The sequence below is a fragment of the Sphingobium sp. SA916 genome (assembly GCF_002894065.1).
In the GTDB taxonomy this organism is placed as follows: domain Bacteria; phylum Pseudomonadota; class Alphaproteobacteria; order Sphingomonadales; family Sphingomonadaceae; genus Sphingobium; species Sphingobium fuliginis.
The window spans coordinates 65,009-81,043 of record NZ_LXYF01000025.1 but is presented as its reverse complement, the minus strand read 5'-3'; the positions used below and the strand labels follow the sequence as shown (position 1 = coordinate 81,043).

The 16,035-nt window shown below is 65.0% G+C and carries 18 protein-coding genes; 12 read left to right on the top strand and 6 right to left on the bottom strand.

The features are described from left to right. Positions 1-5 precede the first annotated feature (5 nt). The 4 genes from A8G00_RS05885 (at position 6) to A8G00_RS05875 (ending at position 3,104) form a co-directional block, all read left to right on the top strand. Positions 6-707 (top strand): ABC transporter ATP-binding protein, encoded by a 702-nt coding sequence (locus A8G00_RS05885; RefSeq protein WP_025549375.1) that lies wholly within the window; start codon positions 6-8, stop codon positions 705-707. Positions 708-777: 70 nt separating this feature from the next. After that, a complete protein-coding gene (locus A8G00_RS05880; protein ID WP_025549376.1) occupies positions 778-1,983 on the top strand; it encodes an ABC transporter permease in 1,206 nt (401 codons plus the stop codon). Positions 1,984-2,177: 194 nt separating this feature from the next. Further along, positions 2,178-2,348 (top strand): hypothetical protein, encoded by a 171-nt coding sequence (locus tag A8G00_RS25050; RefSeq protein ID WP_172451796.1) that lies wholly within the window; start codon positions 2,178-2,180, stop codon positions 2,346-2,348. Between the two features lie 396 nt (positions 2,349-2,744). Beyond that, a complete protein-coding gene (locus A8G00_RS05875; protein ID WP_025549377.1) occupies positions 2,745-3,104 on the top strand; it encodes an RcnB family protein in 360 nt (119 codons plus the stop codon). Between the two features lie 35 nt (positions 3,105-3,139). Here A8G00_RS05875 and A8G00_RS05870 read toward each other — a convergent pair whose 3' ends face one another. Then, positions 3,140-4,543 carry a GntP family permease gene (locus A8G00_RS05870; protein ID WP_025549378.1) on the bottom strand — a complete coding sequence of 468 codons (1,404 nt, stop codon included), beginning with the start codon at positions 4,541-4,543 and terminating at the stop codon, positions 3,140-3,142. A 290-nt stretch (positions 4,544-4,833) separates the two neighbouring features. On the opposite strand from A8G00_RS05870, the gene rpsF reads away from it, so the two are divergent. The 3 genes from rpsF to rplI are packed head-to-tail and all read left to right on the top strand — an operon-like array spanning position 4,834 to position 6,104. Next, positions 4,834-5,256 (top strand): 30S ribosomal protein S6, encoded by a 423-nt coding sequence (rpsF, locus tag A8G00_RS05865; RefSeq protein ID WP_025549379.1) that lies wholly within the window; start codon positions 4,834-4,836, stop codon positions 5,254-5,256. A gap of 13 nt (positions 5,257-5,269) precedes the next feature. Beyond that, positions 5,270-5,494: a 30S ribosomal protein S18 gene (rpsR, locus tag A8G00_RS05860; protein WP_004212076.1), complete on the top strand. Its 225-nt coding sequence runs from the start codon at positions 5,270-5,272 to the stop codon at positions 5,492-5,494. Positions 5,495-5,507: 13 nt separating this feature from the next. Beyond that, positions 5,508-6,104 (top strand): 50S ribosomal protein L9, encoded by a 597-nt coding sequence (rplI, locus tag A8G00_RS05855; protein ID WP_025549380.1) that lies wholly within the window; start codon positions 5,508-5,510, stop codon positions 6,102-6,104. Positions 6,105-6,256: 152 nt separating this feature from the next. Here rplI and A8G00_RS05850 read toward each other — a convergent pair whose 3' ends face one another. Then, on the bottom strand, positions 6,257-7,129 hold the full coding sequence (locus A8G00_RS05850; RefSeq protein WP_025549381.1) for a DMT family transporter: 873 nt from the start codon (positions 7,127-7,129) through the stop codon (positions 6,257-6,259). A gap of 135 nt (positions 7,130-7,264) precedes the next feature. Between A8G00_RS05850 and A8G00_RS05845 the strand changes: the two genes are divergently transcribed. From A8G00_RS05845 to A8G00_RS05825, 5 genes are all read left to right on the top strand, one after another. Next, positions 7,265-7,639 carry a cytochrome c family protein gene (locus tag A8G00_RS05845; RefSeq protein ID WP_025549382.1) on the top strand — a complete coding sequence of 125 codons (375 nt, stop codon included), beginning with the start codon at positions 7,265-7,267 and terminating at the stop codon, positions 7,637-7,639. Positions 7,640-7,780: 141 nt separating this feature from the next. After that, complete coding sequence (locus A8G00_RS05840) at positions 7,781-9,034, top strand: CaiB/BaiF CoA-transferase family protein (protein ID WP_099185889.1); 1,254 nt, start codon at positions 7,781-7,783, stop codon at positions 9,032-9,034. Next, positions 9,031-9,813, top strand: coding sequence for an SDR family NAD(P)-dependent oxidoreductase (locus tag A8G00_RS05835; RefSeq protein WP_099185890.1), 783 nt, complete (start codon positions 9,031-9,033; stop codon positions 9,811-9,813). Before A8G00_RS05840 ends, A8G00_RS05835 begins: the two co-directional genes overlap by 4 nt. 11 nt (positions 9,814-9,824) lie before the next feature. Further along, entirely contained in the window at positions 9,825-10,691 is an 867-nt protein-coding gene (locus A8G00_RS05830; RefSeq protein WP_099185891.1) for an enoyl-CoA hydratase, read from the top strand. After that, the gene (locus tag A8G00_RS05825; protein ID WP_099185892.1) at positions 10,688-12,370 is read left to right on the top strand and encodes an acyl-CoA dehydrogenase family protein; all 1,683 of its coding nucleotides are present in this window, start codon (positions 10,688-10,690) and stop codon (positions 12,368-12,370) included. The genes A8G00_RS05830 and A8G00_RS05825 overlap by 4 nt, the downstream gene beginning before the upstream one ends. 87 nt (positions 12,371-12,457) lie before the next feature. Here the strand turns inward: A8G00_RS05825 and A8G00_RS25045 are convergent, their stop codons facing one another. The 4 genes from A8G00_RS25045 to A8G00_RS05810 form a co-directional block, all read right to left on the bottom strand. Next, positions 12,458-12,613 carry a hypothetical protein gene (locus A8G00_RS25045; RefSeq protein WP_172451795.1) on the bottom strand — a complete coding sequence of 52 codons (156 nt, stop codon included), beginning with the start codon at positions 12,611-12,613 and terminating at the stop codon, positions 12,458-12,460. A gap of 560 nt (positions 12,614-13,173) precedes the next feature. Next, positions 13,174-13,386, bottom strand: a complete 213-nt coding sequence (locus A8G00_RS05820; protein ID WP_061936289.1) for a DUF2093 domain-containing protein — start codon at positions 13,384-13,386, stop codon at positions 13,174-13,176. Then, positions 13,386-14,789 (bottom strand): nitronate monooxygenase family protein, encoded by a 1,404-nt coding sequence (locus A8G00_RS05815; RefSeq protein ID WP_025549388.1) that lies wholly within the window; start codon positions 14,787-14,789, stop codon positions 13,386-13,388. The genes A8G00_RS05820 and A8G00_RS05815 overlap by 1 nt, the downstream gene beginning before the upstream one ends. A 94-nt stretch (positions 14,790-14,883) precedes the next feature. Continuing rightward, the gene (locus A8G00_RS05810) at positions 14,884-16,035 is read right to left on the bottom strand and encodes a glycosyltransferase family 4 protein (RefSeq protein ID WP_025549389.1); all 1,152 of its coding nucleotides are present in this window, start codon (positions 16,033-16,035) and stop codon (positions 14,884-14,886) included.

The following is a 16,035-nucleotide window of genomic DNA, read 5'->3' as shown; positions in this document are numbered from 1 at the left end:
CGCGCATGGCCGCCGATCCGATCATCTCCCTTCGCGGCGTCACCAAGGTCTATGGCTCCGGCCCGACCGCCTTTCAGGCGCTGAAGGGCATCGACCTCGACATTGCGCAAGGCGATTTCGTGGCGGTCATGGGGCCTTCGGGCTCCGGCAAGTCGACGACGATGAACATATTGGGCTGCCTCGACGTGCCCTCCGGCGGGGAGTTCCTGTTCAAGGGCCGTCATGTCGAAACGCTCGACCGCGACCAGCGCGCCCTGCTGCGCCGCCGCTATCTGGGCTTCGTGTTCCAGGGGTTCAACCTGCTGTCCCGCACCACGGCGCTGGAAAATGTCGAACTGCCCCTGCTCTATCGCGGCGAGGACAAGAAGACCCGATATGAGGCCGGCATGGCGGCGCTCGACAAGGTGGGCCTGAAGGACTGGTGGGACCATACGCCCGCCGAACTGTCCGGCGGGCAGCAGCAGCGCGTCGCCATCGCCCGCGCCATCGTGACCCAGCCCGACGTGCTGCTGGCGGACGAGCCGACCGGCAACCTCGATTCCGAAAGATCGGTGGAGATCATGGAACTGCTGACCGACCTCAACCGCAATGGCGGCATCACCGTGCTGATGGTGACGCATGAGCCGGACATGGCGGCCTTCGCGCGGACCATCGTGCATTTCAAGGATGGGTTGGTGGAGCGGGTCGAGCAGGGAGTGACGGCGTGATGGCGATATTTTACCCCGTCATTCCCTCCTCCGCGGGGATGACGGAAATGAACGAAGGCGCGCGCTGAAGATGCTGGGCACCACCGTCATCCTCGCCTTTCGCGCGATCAACCGGCACAAGCTGCGCAGCTTCCTCACCACGCTGGGCATCATCATCGGCGTGGCGGCGGTCGTCACCATGGTCACGCTGGGCAATGGCGCGACCGCCGCCGTGCGCGAACAGATCAGCTCGCTGGGCGCCAATGTGCTGCAACTTCGTCCCGGCCAGGGGTTCGGCCGGGGCGGTGGCGGACCGCGCCCGCCCGACTTCAAGCCCGCCGACCTGACCGCCATCGAGAACCAGCTTACCGGCGTCCGCGCGGTCGCGCCGATGGTGCAGTCGAGCGGCACGGCCATCTATGAAGGCAGCAACTGGTCCACCACCGTCTATGGCACCACCGCCGCCTATTTCGAGGTGCAAAGCTGGAAGGCCGACACCGGCCGCCTTTTCATGCCGGAGGAGGAGGAAGCGGGAAAACCCGTCTGCATCATCGGCAATACGGTGCGCACCAACCTGTTCCAGAGCAATGACCCCATCGGCAAGCGCATACGCATCAAGGGCGTATCCTGCCAGGTGATCGGCGCGCTCGCGACGCGGGGCCAGGGCGGCTTCGGGGATCAGGACGATGTGGTGGTCATGCCGATCAAGTTCGTCCAGCGCCGCTTCACCGGCGACCGCGACATCAGCCAGATCATGGTCGCGGTGGACGACGCCTATGACACCAGCACGGTCCAGACCAGCCTGGAGGAGCTGATGCGCGAACGCCGCAAGGTGAAGCCGGGCGCGGAAGATAATTTCAACGTCTTCGACACCAAGCAGATCAGCGACACGCTGACCGGCACCACCACCATATTGACGCAGATCGTGGCGGCGGTGGCGGCGATTTCCCTGCTGGTGGGGGGCATCGGCATCATGAACATCATGCTGGTGTCGGTGACGGAGCGCACCCGCGAGATCGGCATCCGCCTCGCCATCGGCGCGGTGGCTCGCGAAGTGCTGATGCAGTTTCTGGTCGAGGCCATCGTGCTGTCCTGCCTGGGCGGGCTGATCGGCCTGTTCCTGGCGCTGATCGCCTCGGTCGCGATCGCTCCGCTGATGCAGGTGCCCTTCATCTTCGATGTGAAGGTGAATCTGATCGCCTTTCTCTTCTCGGCCGCGATCGGTGTCGTCTTCGGCTATTTTCCGGCCCGCCGCGCCGCCGCGCTCAACCCGATAGACGCCCTGCGCCACGAATAGGCTATCGCTTGTTCATGGCGCAGGCAGGGCGCCGGTTCCGGGTCTTGGGCCGGGTTCCCGCCTTTGCGGGAAACATTCAACTCCCCCTGCCCGTTACATTTTCTCACAATTTATCCGGCTGCCGGCACAGTCCTGCGACAAGCGCCGCCTATCGCTCCCCCATGACGCCCGCAGGGCATTGCGAAAGGGAGATCATGATCAAGACCGCCATTCTGGGCCTGTCGGCCTGCGCCCTGCTGTTCGGCCTGGGCGTCGGCCCCTGGGGCGGCGTCCCCGGTCCCCGGCCCGCACCCGTGCTGGAAGGCAAGGACCGTCCGATCCTGCTCCAGCGCATGGTCGTGACGGCAACGCCGCTTTCCAACTGACCTCATCCGCGCCTTCTACCCACCATCGTGCGCGAAAGGGGGTGCCGGCTGGCGATAAAGCAGATGTGGCGACAGAAACCTGGAGCGTGCGGCCCGCGTCCGATCCACCTGATGCAGCGCGCTCTGGAACGAAGCCCCGAAGCCCCTTCGGGGCTTTTTCCATGCCATGGCTCAGGCGGAAAATGGAAATGCGCCCTTCTTCGAAAAGCTGAACGGACATTCATGCAAATCACTGGAAAAACAGGAATTATGAACCGATATTCAGACTAATTCCGCACCTGTTACATTTTCCGACATTCTTTGCTGACCGATGGCACAAGCCTGCGACAAATGCGTCCTACTTCTGCTTCAACGCCGGACAGCCGGCGGCAAGATCGAAGAAGAAGGAGCAAGTCCATGTTCAGGAAGTTTCTCGCGGCGCTGACCGCCACCACCATGATCGCAAGCCCCATGGTCGTCAGCCAGGCGCAGGCCGCGCCGCAGCGGGAAGTGCATCAGGTGGTGAAGCATGGCCCCCATGGCCGCACCGTCACCAAGACCACGGTGATCCGCAAGGACAATCATCGCCGCTGGGCCAAGGGCCAGCGTTTCGACCGCCGCCATGCGAGCAACTATCGCGTGATCGACAATTATCGCGGCTATCGCCTGCGCACCCCGCCGCGCGGCTATCATTGGGTTCGTTCGGGCAATGACGCGCTGTTGGTCGCCATCGCCAGCGGCATCATCGCATCGGTCGTCACCGGCGCGATCCGCTAAGGCCGAGACGCCCCGGAGCCGCGCTCCGGGGCGTTCTATACCAGCCCCGTCAGATAATAGACCGCGATCACCACGAAGACGGTGAAGGTCTTGATCAGCGTCAGGGCGAAAATATCCTTATAGGCCTGCCGGTGCGTCAGGCCCGTCACCGCCAGCAAGGTGATGATCGCGCCATTGTGCGGCAGGCTGTCCATCCCCCCGCTCGCCATGGAGGCCACCCGGTGCAGCACCTCGCGCGGGATGCCCGCCGCATCGCCCGCCGCCGCGAACTGTTCCGCCATGGCGGCAAGCGCGATCGACAGCCCACCCGAAGCCGAGCCGGTGATGCCGGCAAGCGACGTCACGGTAATCGCCTCATTGACCAGTGGATCGGGCACGGCCTTCAGCGCTTCCTTCACCGCCAGGAAACCCGGCAGCGCGGCGATCACCGCGCCGAAGCCATATTCGACCGCTGTATTCATCCCCGCCAGCAGCGCGCCACCCACGGCCGCCTTCGACCCATCGGCAAAGCGCCGCGCCACTTGCGGAAAGGCGAAGAGCAGGATCGTCCCTATGCCCAGCAGCAAGGCGCCCTCCACCGCCCAGAGCGCGGCGACCTGAGCCACCTTCACCACGACGGGATCGGTCAGGCCGGCCAGCGACACGGCCACCTCCTCCCCCGCCACAAGGCGCGGGATCAGCATGGTCAGCGCCAGATTGCCCAATCCCACCACCAGCAGCGGCAGCAGGGCGATCAGCGGATGCACGGTCCGATCGCCCCGGTCCGCGGCTTCCGGCTCGTTCACCAGGGTCTCCGGCGCGCCATAGCCCTCCCCCGCCGCCTGCATCGCGCGCCTGCGCCAGCCCAGATAGGTGAGGCCCAGCCCCATGATGCAGACCGATCCTGCCAGCCCCAGCACCGGGGCCGCCCAGGCGGTCGTGCCGAAGAAGCTGGTCGGGATGATGTTCTGGATCTGCGGCGTTCCCGGCATCGCATCCATGGTGAAGGTGATGGCGCCAAGACCGATGGTCGCGGGTATCAGCCGCTTGGGAATGTCGCCCTGCCGGAACATCTCCGCGGCGAAGGGATAGACGGCAAACACCGCCACGAACACCGAAACGCCGCCATAGGTCAGCAGCGCCGACACCAGCATGATCGCCGGGATCGCCTGGCCTGCCCCCACCAGCCCGATCACGGCGGTCACGATCGCGCGCGAGAAGCCGGAAACCTCTATCAGCTTGCCGAACAGCGCGCCGAGCAGGAACACCGGGAAATAAAGCTTCAGGAAGCTTCCCACCCTTTCCATGAAGACGCCGGAAAAGACCGCTGGCACGGCGGCGGGATCGGTCAGGAACACGGCCAGCATCGCCAGCAGCGGCGCCATCACGATGACGCTCATCCCCCGATAGGCCGCGACCATCAGCAATATCAGCGACAGGGCCGCTATTCCGACCGCCATAAGATACCCCCCCTCCGTTCGGGCTGAACCTGCCGAAGCCCCGCCCGTCAATCCTCGCAACCGAGATTAAAGAAGAAAAGGGCTTCGACAAGCTCATCCCCAACGGTAAAATTGCGTGCCCCTGCTGCGCCGATCCGCCCTTGCCTTTCCCGCGCATTTCCGTCATAGGCGCCGCTTCGCACGACCCGGGGTGACTCGCGGTCGCGCGAATCAATGCTTGAGACGACAGCCGGAGGGGCGTTCCACATGGGGTGGGCGTCAGCGATCGGCCAACAGATGAGGCAATACCCATGGCTCTTTACGAGCATGTGTTCCTTGCGCGCCAGGATCTGGCACAGGCGCAGGTGGACGCTCTGGCGGAAACCGCCACCAAGATCGTCGAGGATATGCAGGGCAAGGTGACCAAGGTCGAGACCTGGGGCCTGCGCTCGCTGGCCTACAAGATCGCCAAGAACCGCAAGGCGCATTATGTGATGCTGAACATCGACGCCCCGGCCGGCGTCGTCGCGGAACTGGAGCGCCAGACCCAGATCAACGAAGACATCATCCGCTACATGACCATCAAGGTCGATGAGCTGGAGACCGGTCCGTCGGTCATGATGCGCAAGCAGGAACGCGCCGAACGCGGTCCGCGCGGCGATCGTGGCGACCGCAATGATCGTGGGGGCGATCGCGGCCCGCGCCGCGAGCGCGAAGAAGCCGCCGGCGAATAAGGAGATCTGAACCATGGCACGCCCGTTTTTCCGCCGCCGCAAGAGCTGCCCCTTCGCCGCCAAGGATGCGCCGAAGATCGATTACAAGGACGTCCGTCTGCTGCAGGGCTTCGTGTCCGAGCGCGGCAAGATCGTCCCCAGCCGCATCACCGCGGTGTCCGCCAAGAAGCAGCGCGAGCTGGCCCAGGCCATCAAGCGCGCCCGTCACCTGGGCCTGCTGCCCTATATCGTGAAGTAAGGGAGAAAGACCCATGGAAATCATTCTCCTTGAACGCATCGAGAAGCTGGGCGCCATCGGCGACGTCGTCACCGTGAAGGACGGTTACGCGCGTAACTACCTGCTGCCCAACAAGAAGGCACTGCGTTCGAACGCCGCCAACAAGAAGGTCTTCGAAGCGAACCGCGCGAAGATCGAGGCCGACAACGCCGCTCGCCGCTCGGACGCCGAAAAGGCTGCCGAAGGCGTGAACGGCAAGCAGATCGTCCTGATCCGCCAGTCGTCGAACGCCGGCCACCTCTATGGTTCGGTCGCCGTCCGTGACGTCGTCGAAGCGCTGCACGCCGATGGCGTCACCAACGTCACCAAGGCGATGGTGGTTCTGGAGCGCCCGATCAAGACGCTCGGCGTGTTCGACGTCAAGGTCGCGCTGCATCCGGAAGTGGCCGTCACCGTCACGGTGAACGTCGCCCGCTCGCCGGAAGAAGCCGAACTTCAGTCGCAGGGCGTCGATGTGATGGCCGATCTGTTCGAAAAGGACGAAAGCGGCTTCACCGAAGACTACGATCCGAATGCGGAACCCGGCGAAATCGCCGTGGAAGCCGAAGAAGCTCCGGCCGAAGAAGCCTGAGTTTTCCTTTCCGGACGATAACAGGAAAGCCGCCCCTCACCGGGCGGCTTTTTTGTTGTTGCCGGCATATGCGTCGAATGGGTGAGAGACTTTCCGGTGGGTTGGAAGGTCCGTGGAAACATCGCTTTCCAACCCGATCCGCGACGTGAAGCTCAGCCCCTCGCCTTGCGGTCCGGCGACAGGGCGATGATCGTCACGCCGGCCAGCGCCAGCGTCCCGCCGCCGATCATCACGGCGGTGATGGGGGTTCCGAAATAAAGCGAGGCGAACACCGTCGACATCACCGGCGCCGCCAGCATCAACGGCATGATCGTCGAGATCGGATAGCGCTGGAGCAGCCAGGCCAGCGTTCCCTGCCCGATGATCGTCGACCCAAGGCAGCTGAAGGCGAACCAGGCCGCCGGCACCCATCCGACATGCGCCAGGCCGGCGATGGCCGGCCGTTCGAACATCAGCGCGAAGGGAGCGAGGGTCAGGGCGCCCATCAGGCCATTCCAGGCCTGGCCGTTCATCACGCTGACGCCCGCCAGCCTGCGCTGCACCAGCGTGGCGCCGCCCCAGGTCATCGCCGCGCTCGCCATCACCAGCACGGCAGGCACTTCGGTCAGGATGTGCGGATCGAAAACCAGCGCCGCGACTCCGGCAAAGGCCAGCATGACCCCCGCGACCTTGCGCGCGTTGAGCTTCTCCCCCAGCAGCAGCGCGCCCAGCAGCAGGGAGAAAGGCACGCTGAGCTGCCCCGCAATGGCCAGGGCGCCGACATTGGTGGCCATGAACAGCGCGATGTTCAGCAGCAGCAGGAACAGGCCGCCGTTCAGGAACCCGTAGAGCGCCAGCCAGCCCGTCCGCCCGGGCAGCGACCGGATCGCGGGCGCGCACAGCAGGAACACCACCCCCATGCGCAGCGCCACCGACAGCAGCGGCGCGGTGGCGTCCACCACCACCTTCATCGCGATCACGTTGAGCGCGAACATCAGGTTCACCAGCAGGGCCAGGACCATTCCCAGCGGCCCAAAGCGCCGCATGGCCTCTCCACCACCCTCCATCGCATGTCCTTCTTCCGGCCCGATCTTCAATTCCTGTTCAGACTCAGGCTGCTATTTGTTATTTGTGCACACTGGTATAGATTCCAGCCAGTGATGAAGGGAAGAGGATAACTGATGATTTCGAAATTCGTCGCGCTTGCCGCTGCCACGCTGATTGCGAGCCCCGCACTCGCCCAGGCGGGCGACGCCGCCAAGGGCAAGGCGGTTTTCGCCCGCTGCATGGCGTGCCACACGGTCGATCCGGGGGTCAACCGGCTGGGCCCTTCGCTGGCCGGCGTGGTGGGCCGGACGTCCGGCACGGTTCCGGGTTTCGCCTATTCGGCGGCGATGAAGAACGCCAAGATCCGTTGGGACGCAAAGTCGCTCGACGCCTTCCTGGCCAAGCCGACGGCGAAGGTGCCGGGCAGCAAGATGATCTTCGCGGGCCTGCCCAACCCCGCGGATCGCGCCAATCTGATCGCCTATCTCGCCACGGCGGGCAAGAAATGATCTGAAAACTATCCTATAGTGCAAAAATCATTGCGCTAGCCGCCCTGTCCCGCTATCTGTTGAGTCAAGCGATGCAGCAGAACTTCAGGGACAGGAGCGGATGCGATTTTCCGACGACAGGATGATGACGGGAGCGCAGGCATGAACGCCCGCGCTCTCGAAGGGGTGAAGGTGCTGGACCTTTCGCGGGTCCTCGCCGGCCCCTGGTCGACGCAGATCCTGGCCGATTTCGGCGCGGATGTGATCAAGATCGAGCTGCCCGGCCATGGCGACGACACCCGCGCCTGGGGCCCGCCCTATCTGACCGGCGCGGATGGCGAGCCGGAGATCGGCACCAGCGCCTATTATCTGTCCTGCAACCGCAACAAGCGTTCCGCCGCGATCAACCTGGCCACGCCGCAGGGCGCGGACCTCATCCGCAGGCTCGCCGCGCAGGCCGACATAGTGGTCGAGAATTTCAAGGTCGGCGGCCTGAAGAAATACGGCCTCGATTATGAGAGCCTTCGTGGCGTGAACCCTCGCCTCGTCTATTGCTCCATCACCGGCTTCGGCCAGACCGGCCCCTATGCCGATCGTGGCGGCTACGACTTCGTGGCGCAGGGCATGGGCGGCTTCATGAGCATCACGGGGGAAGAGGATGGCGGCCCGCTGCGCGCCGGCGTCGCCATGGCGGACCTGTCGACCGGCATGTTCGCCACCGTCTCCATCCTGATGGCGTTGCGCCATGCCGAACGGACCGGCGAGGGGCAGCAGATCGACGTGTCGCTGCTCGACACCCAGATCGCGATGCTCGCCAATCAGGGCATGAACTGGCTCGTCGGCAATGTGGTGCCGGGGCGTCTGGGCAACCGCCATCCGACCGTCGTACCCTACAAGACGTTCGAGGTGGCGGACGGCGTGATGATCATCGCCATTGGCAACGACCGGCAGTTCCGCGCCTTCTGCACGGAAATGGGCCATTCGGAACTCGGCACCGATCCGCGCTTCGCCACCAGCGCCCAGCGGCTGATCAACCGCGAGGAAATCGAGGCGAAGGTGCAGGAGATCGTCCGCCCCTTCCCCCGCGACGCGCTGATGGCGCGCTTCGTCGCGGCGGGCGTGCCCGCCGGACCGGTCAATACGATCAAGGACGTGTTCGAAGACCCTTTCATCGCGGCGCGGCAGACCGTCCACCGCTTCCGCCGGGAAGAGGATGGGGTGGAGATTCCGACCGTCGCCTATCCAGGCAAGCTGTCCGCCACGCCCGCCGACTACCGATATTGCCCGCCCCGCGTGGGCGAACATAGCCGCGAGATATTGGGCCAGTGGCTCGGCCTCGACGATGCGGCGCTCGATGCGCTGGCCGCCGAAGGCGCGATCGCCCAGCGCCCTGCCCAGGAGGGAACAGAAGCATGAAACTCGACAACAGCGTTGCCGCCATCGTGACGGGCGGCGCATCCGGGCTGGGCGAAGCGACCGCCCGCGCGCTCGCCGCCAGGGGGGTGAAGGTCGCCCTGTTCGACTTCAACGAGGAGACGGGGAACAGGGTCGCAGCCGAAATCGGCGGCACCTTCTGCAAAGTCGACGTCACCGACGAAGCATCGGTCGATGCGGGATTCGAACAGGCCCGCGCCGCCCATGGGCAGGAACGGATCATCGTCAATTGCGCAGGCACCGGCAATGTCGTCAAGACCGCCTCGCGCGACCGCGAAACCGGCGCGATCAAGGCCTTCCCCACCGACCAGTTCGAACGGATCATCCAGATCAACCTGATCGGCACCTTCCGCTGCTGCGCCAAGTCGGCGGCGGGGATGCTGACGCTGGAGCCGCTGGCGGACAATGCGCGGGGCGTGATCATCAACACATCCAGCGCGGCGGCGATCGATGGGCAGATCGGCCAGGCGGCCTATAGCGCGTCGAAGGGCGGCATCGTCAGCCTCACCCTGCCGATGGCCCGCGACCTGATGGGCGAGGGCATCCGCGTCAACGCGATCCTGCCCGGCATTTTCGACACGCCGCTGATGGCGCGGGCGAGCGACAAGGTGCGCGACGCGCTGTCGGCCACGGTCCCCTTCCCCAAGCGCTTCGGCAAGCCGGAAGAGTTCGCCGCCATGGCGCTGGCGATGATCGAGAATGACTATTGGAACGGCGAATATGTGCGGCTGGACGGCGGCCTGCGCATGCCGCCGCGCTGAGGAGAGCGACCATGTCCGAGGAAGTGCAGCCTGAATATGTGACCTACAGGGTCGAGGACGGCGTCGCATGGGTGATGCTGAACCGCCCGCAATATAGCAATGCGCAGAATTACCGGCTGCTTGGGCAGCTCGACGACGCGTTCAAACGCGCGGTCGAGGATGATGCCGTGAAGGTCATCGTGCTGGGCGGCGAAGGCAAGCATTTTTCCGCCGGCCACGACATCGGCACGCCGGAGAAGGACAGCCACATGCCCCGGTTCCGCACGACCCTTTGGTGGGATCACCTCAACAAAGGCGGCGCGGAGCGGCAATATGTACTGGAGCAGGACGGCTATCTCGGCCTCTGCCGCCGCTGGCAGGAAATTCCCAAGCCGATGATCGCCATGGTGCAGGGCGCCTGCATCGCGGGCGGGCTGATGCTGGCGTGGGTCTGCGACCTGATCGTCGCGTCGGAGGACGCCTTCTTCCAGGACCCGGTGCAGCGCATGGCCCAGCCGGGCGTCGAATATTTCGCCCATGCCTTCGAACTGCCGCCGCGCGTCGCCCGCGAACTGCTGCTGCTCGGCCGCCGCATGCCGGCCCAGCGCGCCTATCAGTTCGGCATGGTGAACGAGATTTTCCCGCGCGAGACGCTGCGTGAGGAAGTCGCGAAGATCGCCGCCGAAATCGCCCAGCATGACCGCTTCGGAATGGCGCTTACCAAGCAGGCGTTCAACTTCGTGGAAGACCTGCGCGGCAAGCGGCAGGCGATGGACGGCGTGTTCCACATGCACCATCTGGCCCATGCGCATAACCAGCTGATGACCGGCAATCTCGTCGGCGGGCTGGACGCCAAGGCGATGGCGACGGCCAACAAGAAGCAGGCCGGCGAAGGATGAGCGCGGCGGTGGAACTGGAAAAGACGGTGCTGGTCCTTCCCGGCCTTCCCGCGCTGCTTTCGGGCGCGGCGGATGCCGCACAGGCCTTCGTCGCCGCCGTCCAACCGCAGGTGAAGGCGCGCATCGCCAACGACAAGGGACAGGTCGACCGCGTGCTGGCCGATGTGGAGCAGCATGTCGTCCACGGCTTCGGCTGGTTCGCCTCCTATGCGGAGATGATGCGGGAGGTCGCCAACTGGGCCGCCCATCTCGACGCCCAAGGTGCCTTCGGGGAGGTCGAAGCGCTGCTCGCCCAACTCCTCTTCGCGGAATATGGCGCGCAGATGCTGGGCGGCATTTCCATGAACCAGGGCGAGGTGATCCGCGCCACCGACCTGACCGACGACCTGTCGACGCTCGACGCGCCTGCTTTCCGCACCCTTGTCCGTGAGGGCGGCGGGCAGGCGGTGAAATCGGCCATCGCCCGCCACCTCATTGCCCGGCGGGGTCATACCACGCTGGAAAATTGCGGGCTGGACGAAATGTTCGACATGGTGCGCGAGCAGTTCTTCGCCTTTTCGAACGAGAAGGTCGCGCCCTTCGCCCATGACTGGCATCTGAAGGACGAGTTGATCCCCCTGCCCCTGGTCGAGGAACTGGGCGCAATGGGCGTGTTCGGCATGACCATTCCGGAAGCGTTCGGCGGGCTGGGCATGGGCAAGACCGCCATGTGCGTCGTGTCGGAGGAACTGTCGCGCGGATGGATCGGCGTGGGGTCGCTCGCCACCCGATCCGAAATCGCGGCGGAACTGATCCTGACCGGCGGCACCGACGGGCAGAAGGCCCATTGGCTGCCGCAGATCGCCAATGCATCGATCCTGCCGACCGCCGTCTTCACGGAGCCCGACACCGGCTCGGACCTGGGTTCGCTGCGCACTCGCGCGGCGCTGGCCGATGGCGAATATCGGGTGAACGGCAACAAGACCTGGATCACCCACGCCGCCCGCGCGGACGTGATGACGCTGCTGGTCCGCACCGATCCCGGCACGAAGAATTACAGCGGCCTTTCCATGCTGATCGCGCCCAAGCAGCGCGGCACGGTGGCCGATCCCTTCCCCACACCGGGCATGAGCGGCGGCGAGATCGAGGTGATCGGCTATCGCGGCATGAAGGAATATGAGATCGGCTTCGACGATTTCCGCGTGCCCGCCCAGAACCTGCTGGGGGGCGTTGAGGGGCAGGGCTTCAAGCAGCTCATGGCGACATTCGAATCCGCGCGAATCCAGACGGCCGCCCGCGCCATCGGCGTGGCGCAGGCCGCGCTCGACATCGGCCTTTCCTATGCGCTCGACCGCAAGCAGTTCGGCCGCCCGATCTTCGACTTCCCCCGTGTCGCCAACAAGCTGGCGATGATGGCGGCGGAGATCATGGGCGCGCGCCAGCTCACCTATTTCGCCGCGCGCCGCAAGGATGAGGGGAAGCGCTGCGACCTGGAGGCCGGCATGGCCAAGCTGATCGGCGCCCGCGTCGCCTGGGCGGCGGCGGACAATGCGTTGCAGATCCATGGCGGCAACGGCTTTGCGACCGAATATCAGGTGAGCCGCCTGCTCGCGGATGCGCGCATTCTGAACATCTTCGAGGGCGCGGGGGAAATCCAGGCGCAGGTGATCGCACGGCGGCTGCTGGACGGCGGGAATTGAGAATGCGGCTCATGGCGAAAGGCGGCGGGGGGGCGTAGGCGCCCCTGAACCACGGTCCCGGCGCCCCCCTTTCGCAAGCGGCTGGATTTAAAGCCCCAGGCGGCTCCAGAATTCGTCGGGTTTGACCGGCGTCGCGGTTTCGGACGCGCGTTCGGGACGTGTCCAGGAGGAATGGGGGATGTGGATTTGCGGGCTGGAGCCGAAACGGCGTTGCCGGCGGGCACGAATGGCATTCTGGGTCATCGTCTTCTCCTGTCGAGGAGGAACACGAAACCTTGCGTCGTCGCTTCAGTACCGTGCGCTTTAGCCGTTGGTAACGCGGAGCAAGCTGACATCCTTCAAAAGCCGCGGAGCGTTGCGCTCGGCAATATATCTACTCAATTTGTAGAGAGATGGAAGAAAGCTTTGCTTAAGACGGCGAGACCACAGGTTTCACGATATGGGGACGCAGAATCCGTCCTGCGGGTGGAAGCGAGCCGTCCGGAACGAGGTGGGACGCCCGTCAGAACGCCACATTATAAAGGAACCAGCCCACGATCAGCAGGCTCGTCACAACACAGAGGCGATCACCAAAAATGTCGATCCGCGACATCGCTTACATCCTTCCTTGGTCGAGCGATCTCCGTCGCTTCGTTCATGAAGGATAAACCATCAGCGGGGACAAAGGAATAGGATAAGTGCGGCAGGCGGAGACATAAAAGCGCCGGATGGAAAAAGCAGAGGCTTGAACCGGCGTCGTGCAAAAAGGCCCGGGCGTGGCCAGTTCCGATAAAATTCCAGCAATTCGCCCTGAATTCAGGCCTTTACCGAAAATCCGCGCCGCGATGCTTCAGGAAGGAACGGGTCGCTTCCTCCGGTCCCCTATAGGCCTCCTGAAACTCCGCGCTCCAATATTTGAGGTCTTCCAGATCGATGCGCGCGCCGGAAACCGCGCAAAGGACGAACTGTCCCGGACGCACGACCTCAAAATGCGGCGTGTCGTAGTGCAGCACCGCCAATCCCTGAATGTCCGCCATCAGTCGCCGGTCAGGATGCGGTCGACAAGTTGCTTCACGGTCGGCACGAACCCGTTCGAATAGAAGGGGTCCTGCTTGAACTTGTAGGCGCCATGGCCCGCGAAGAGCAGATTCTTGTCGAGGTCGCCGCCATGAACGGCCTCCTGCAGCGATTTCTGGATGCAGAAGCTGCGGGGATCGGCCAGGCGGCCGGTCGAATTGGTCTCGCTGTCCATCCAGCTTGAAAAGGCGCACTGGCTGAGGCAGCCCATGCAATCGGTCTGGTCCTTGCGGATTTCGGCCTTTTCCTCCTCCGTCACGAAGACGAGCGTATTGTCCGGCGTCTTGAGCGCGGAGGTGAAGCCCTGCCCCACCCATTCGCGGGCGCGCAGAAGGTCGCCGCGCGTCACCCAGAAATTCTTGCCCTTCACGCCGGCGTCGAGCTGATGCGTATGGTCGCCGGCCTGTTCGGTGCTGAACGGGATCTGCCGTTCCGATCGGGCTTCCAGGGAGCGCAGGAAGGGATTGCGGACGGCCGAACTGTAGAAGCCGGTCGGCGAGAAGCGGTGGAGCAGCACGTCGCCCGGCTCCAGCTGCATCAGCCGTTCCTTCCACGCCTGCGGGATCGGGCTTTCCTGCGTCAGCAGCGGACGGGTGCCGAACTGGAACATGATCGCGCCCAGTTCCGGATTGTCGATCCAGTCGTTCCAGTCCTTGAGCGCCCAGACGCCGCCTGCCATGACGATAGGCACATCGTCGGAAATGCCCCCCTCCCGCATGGTGGCGCGCAGGTCGCGGACGCGGGGATAGGGGTCCTGCGGCACCTTGGGATCTTCGGCGTTGGACAGGCCGTTATGGCCGCCCGCCAGCCACGGGTCCTCATAGACCACCGCCGCCAGCCATTCCGATGCCTTGGAATAGGCGCGCTTCCACAGGGCGCGGAAGGCGCGGCCGGAACTGACGATGGGCAGATAGTTGACGCCGTAGGAGGCGGCGATCTCCGACAGCTTGTAGGGCATGCCCGCGCCGCAGGTCACGCCCGCGACCATTCCCTTCGTCTTTTCGAGGACACCGTGGAGGACGCGCTGCGCACCGCCCATTTCCCAGAGCACGTTGATGTTGATCGCGCCCTTGCCACCGGCGATTTCGAAGGCCCGCTTCACCTGTTCGACCGCGCCGTCTATCGCATAGGCGATCAGTTCCTCATGGCGGTCGCGGCGGGTGCGGCCATGATAGATCTGGGGAATGACGTTGCCGAAGCTGTCATAGCTGTCCGCATTGACCGCCGACACCGTGCCGATGCCGCCGGCCGCCGCCCAGGCGCCGGAACTGGCATGGTTGGAAACGGCTACCCCCTTGCCGCCTTCGACCAATGGCCAGACTTCCCGGCCGCCGTAAACGATGGGCTTCAACCCCTTGAACAACGCAATCTCCCGCGCAAAAATCCCGTGGCCCCCGACCACCTGAACGCCGCCCTATAGCAGCTTTACGGTCGGATGACGAATATTTGGGCGCGCCCTACCGCAAAATATGGGGGCTGGATAGTGCCTGACCGTAAAGGCCGGCATAGGCGTCCACCATGGCGGCTTCGGTGAAATCGCGGCAGGCGCGTTGGCGGTTCGCCTCGCCAAGCCTTTGCCGCAGACCGGGATCGCCGGCCAGCGCACCGAGCGCCGAGGACAGGGCTGCTTCGTCCGGGACGACGAACGGCCGGTTTTCGGGCGCGACCATGGCAGCGACGTCCCCCACATCGGTCGATGCGACGGGCAGGCCCGCCGCCATCGCCTCCACCAGCGAGATCGGGAACTGCTCGCTGTCCGAAGACAAAGCGAAGATGTCGAACAGGCCCATGAAGCGCCACGGTTCCGGCAGGAATCCGGCCATGCAGATGTCGGCCAGTCCGTGATCCCTGGCTTCCGCCGCTATGGCGTCGCGTTCCGGCCCCTCCCCCACCACCACCAGTTGCAGCCGGTCGCGATGCGGCGCGACGGCGCGGACGAGGCGGCGGATGTTCTTGACCGGGCGCAGGCCCGCCACCGTCCCCACCAGCAGCTTGCCGGCCGTGCGGTCGAGGGCTGGAATGGCATCCGGCACAGGCGGCAGGGCATAGCGCGCCGTGTCTATGCCGTTGCGGATCAGGTGGACCTTTCGCGGCGGCTGACGCCACACCTCGCGGGCGATGCCGTCGAGCCGGACGGACGGGACGACCAGCGCATGGGCGCGCTGAAGCGCCAGGCGGCGATAGAGGTTGCGCTGCGGCTTGAGGCCGCCCGCCTCATCCGCGTTGAAGCCGTCCTCATGATGGATCAGCGGCGGACCGCCATGGATGCGCCGCGCCATCACCGCATCCATCGCTCCCCAATTATAGCTGAGGATGAGGTCGTAGTCCGACAGGAAGGCCGCAATCGCCCGGAAACGCCCGAGGCCCGGCCTGCCGGCGAGTGGAGGAGGTTGGGGGAAATCGACCGGCGTGGCGGGGTCGATGGCGTCCCGCGCGCTCATCAGTTGGGGCGCGGCGCTGACGATGCTGTGACGGGCGCGGTCGCCCCAAAGGTTCATCAGGCGCACGGCCCGCGCCTCCTTCCCGCCAAGCGAGAAGCTGCCGTGGACATGCAGCAGCCGGGGCGGCCCGTCGATCTGCCGAGGCCGGCCCGCGGCGAAACGCTCCAT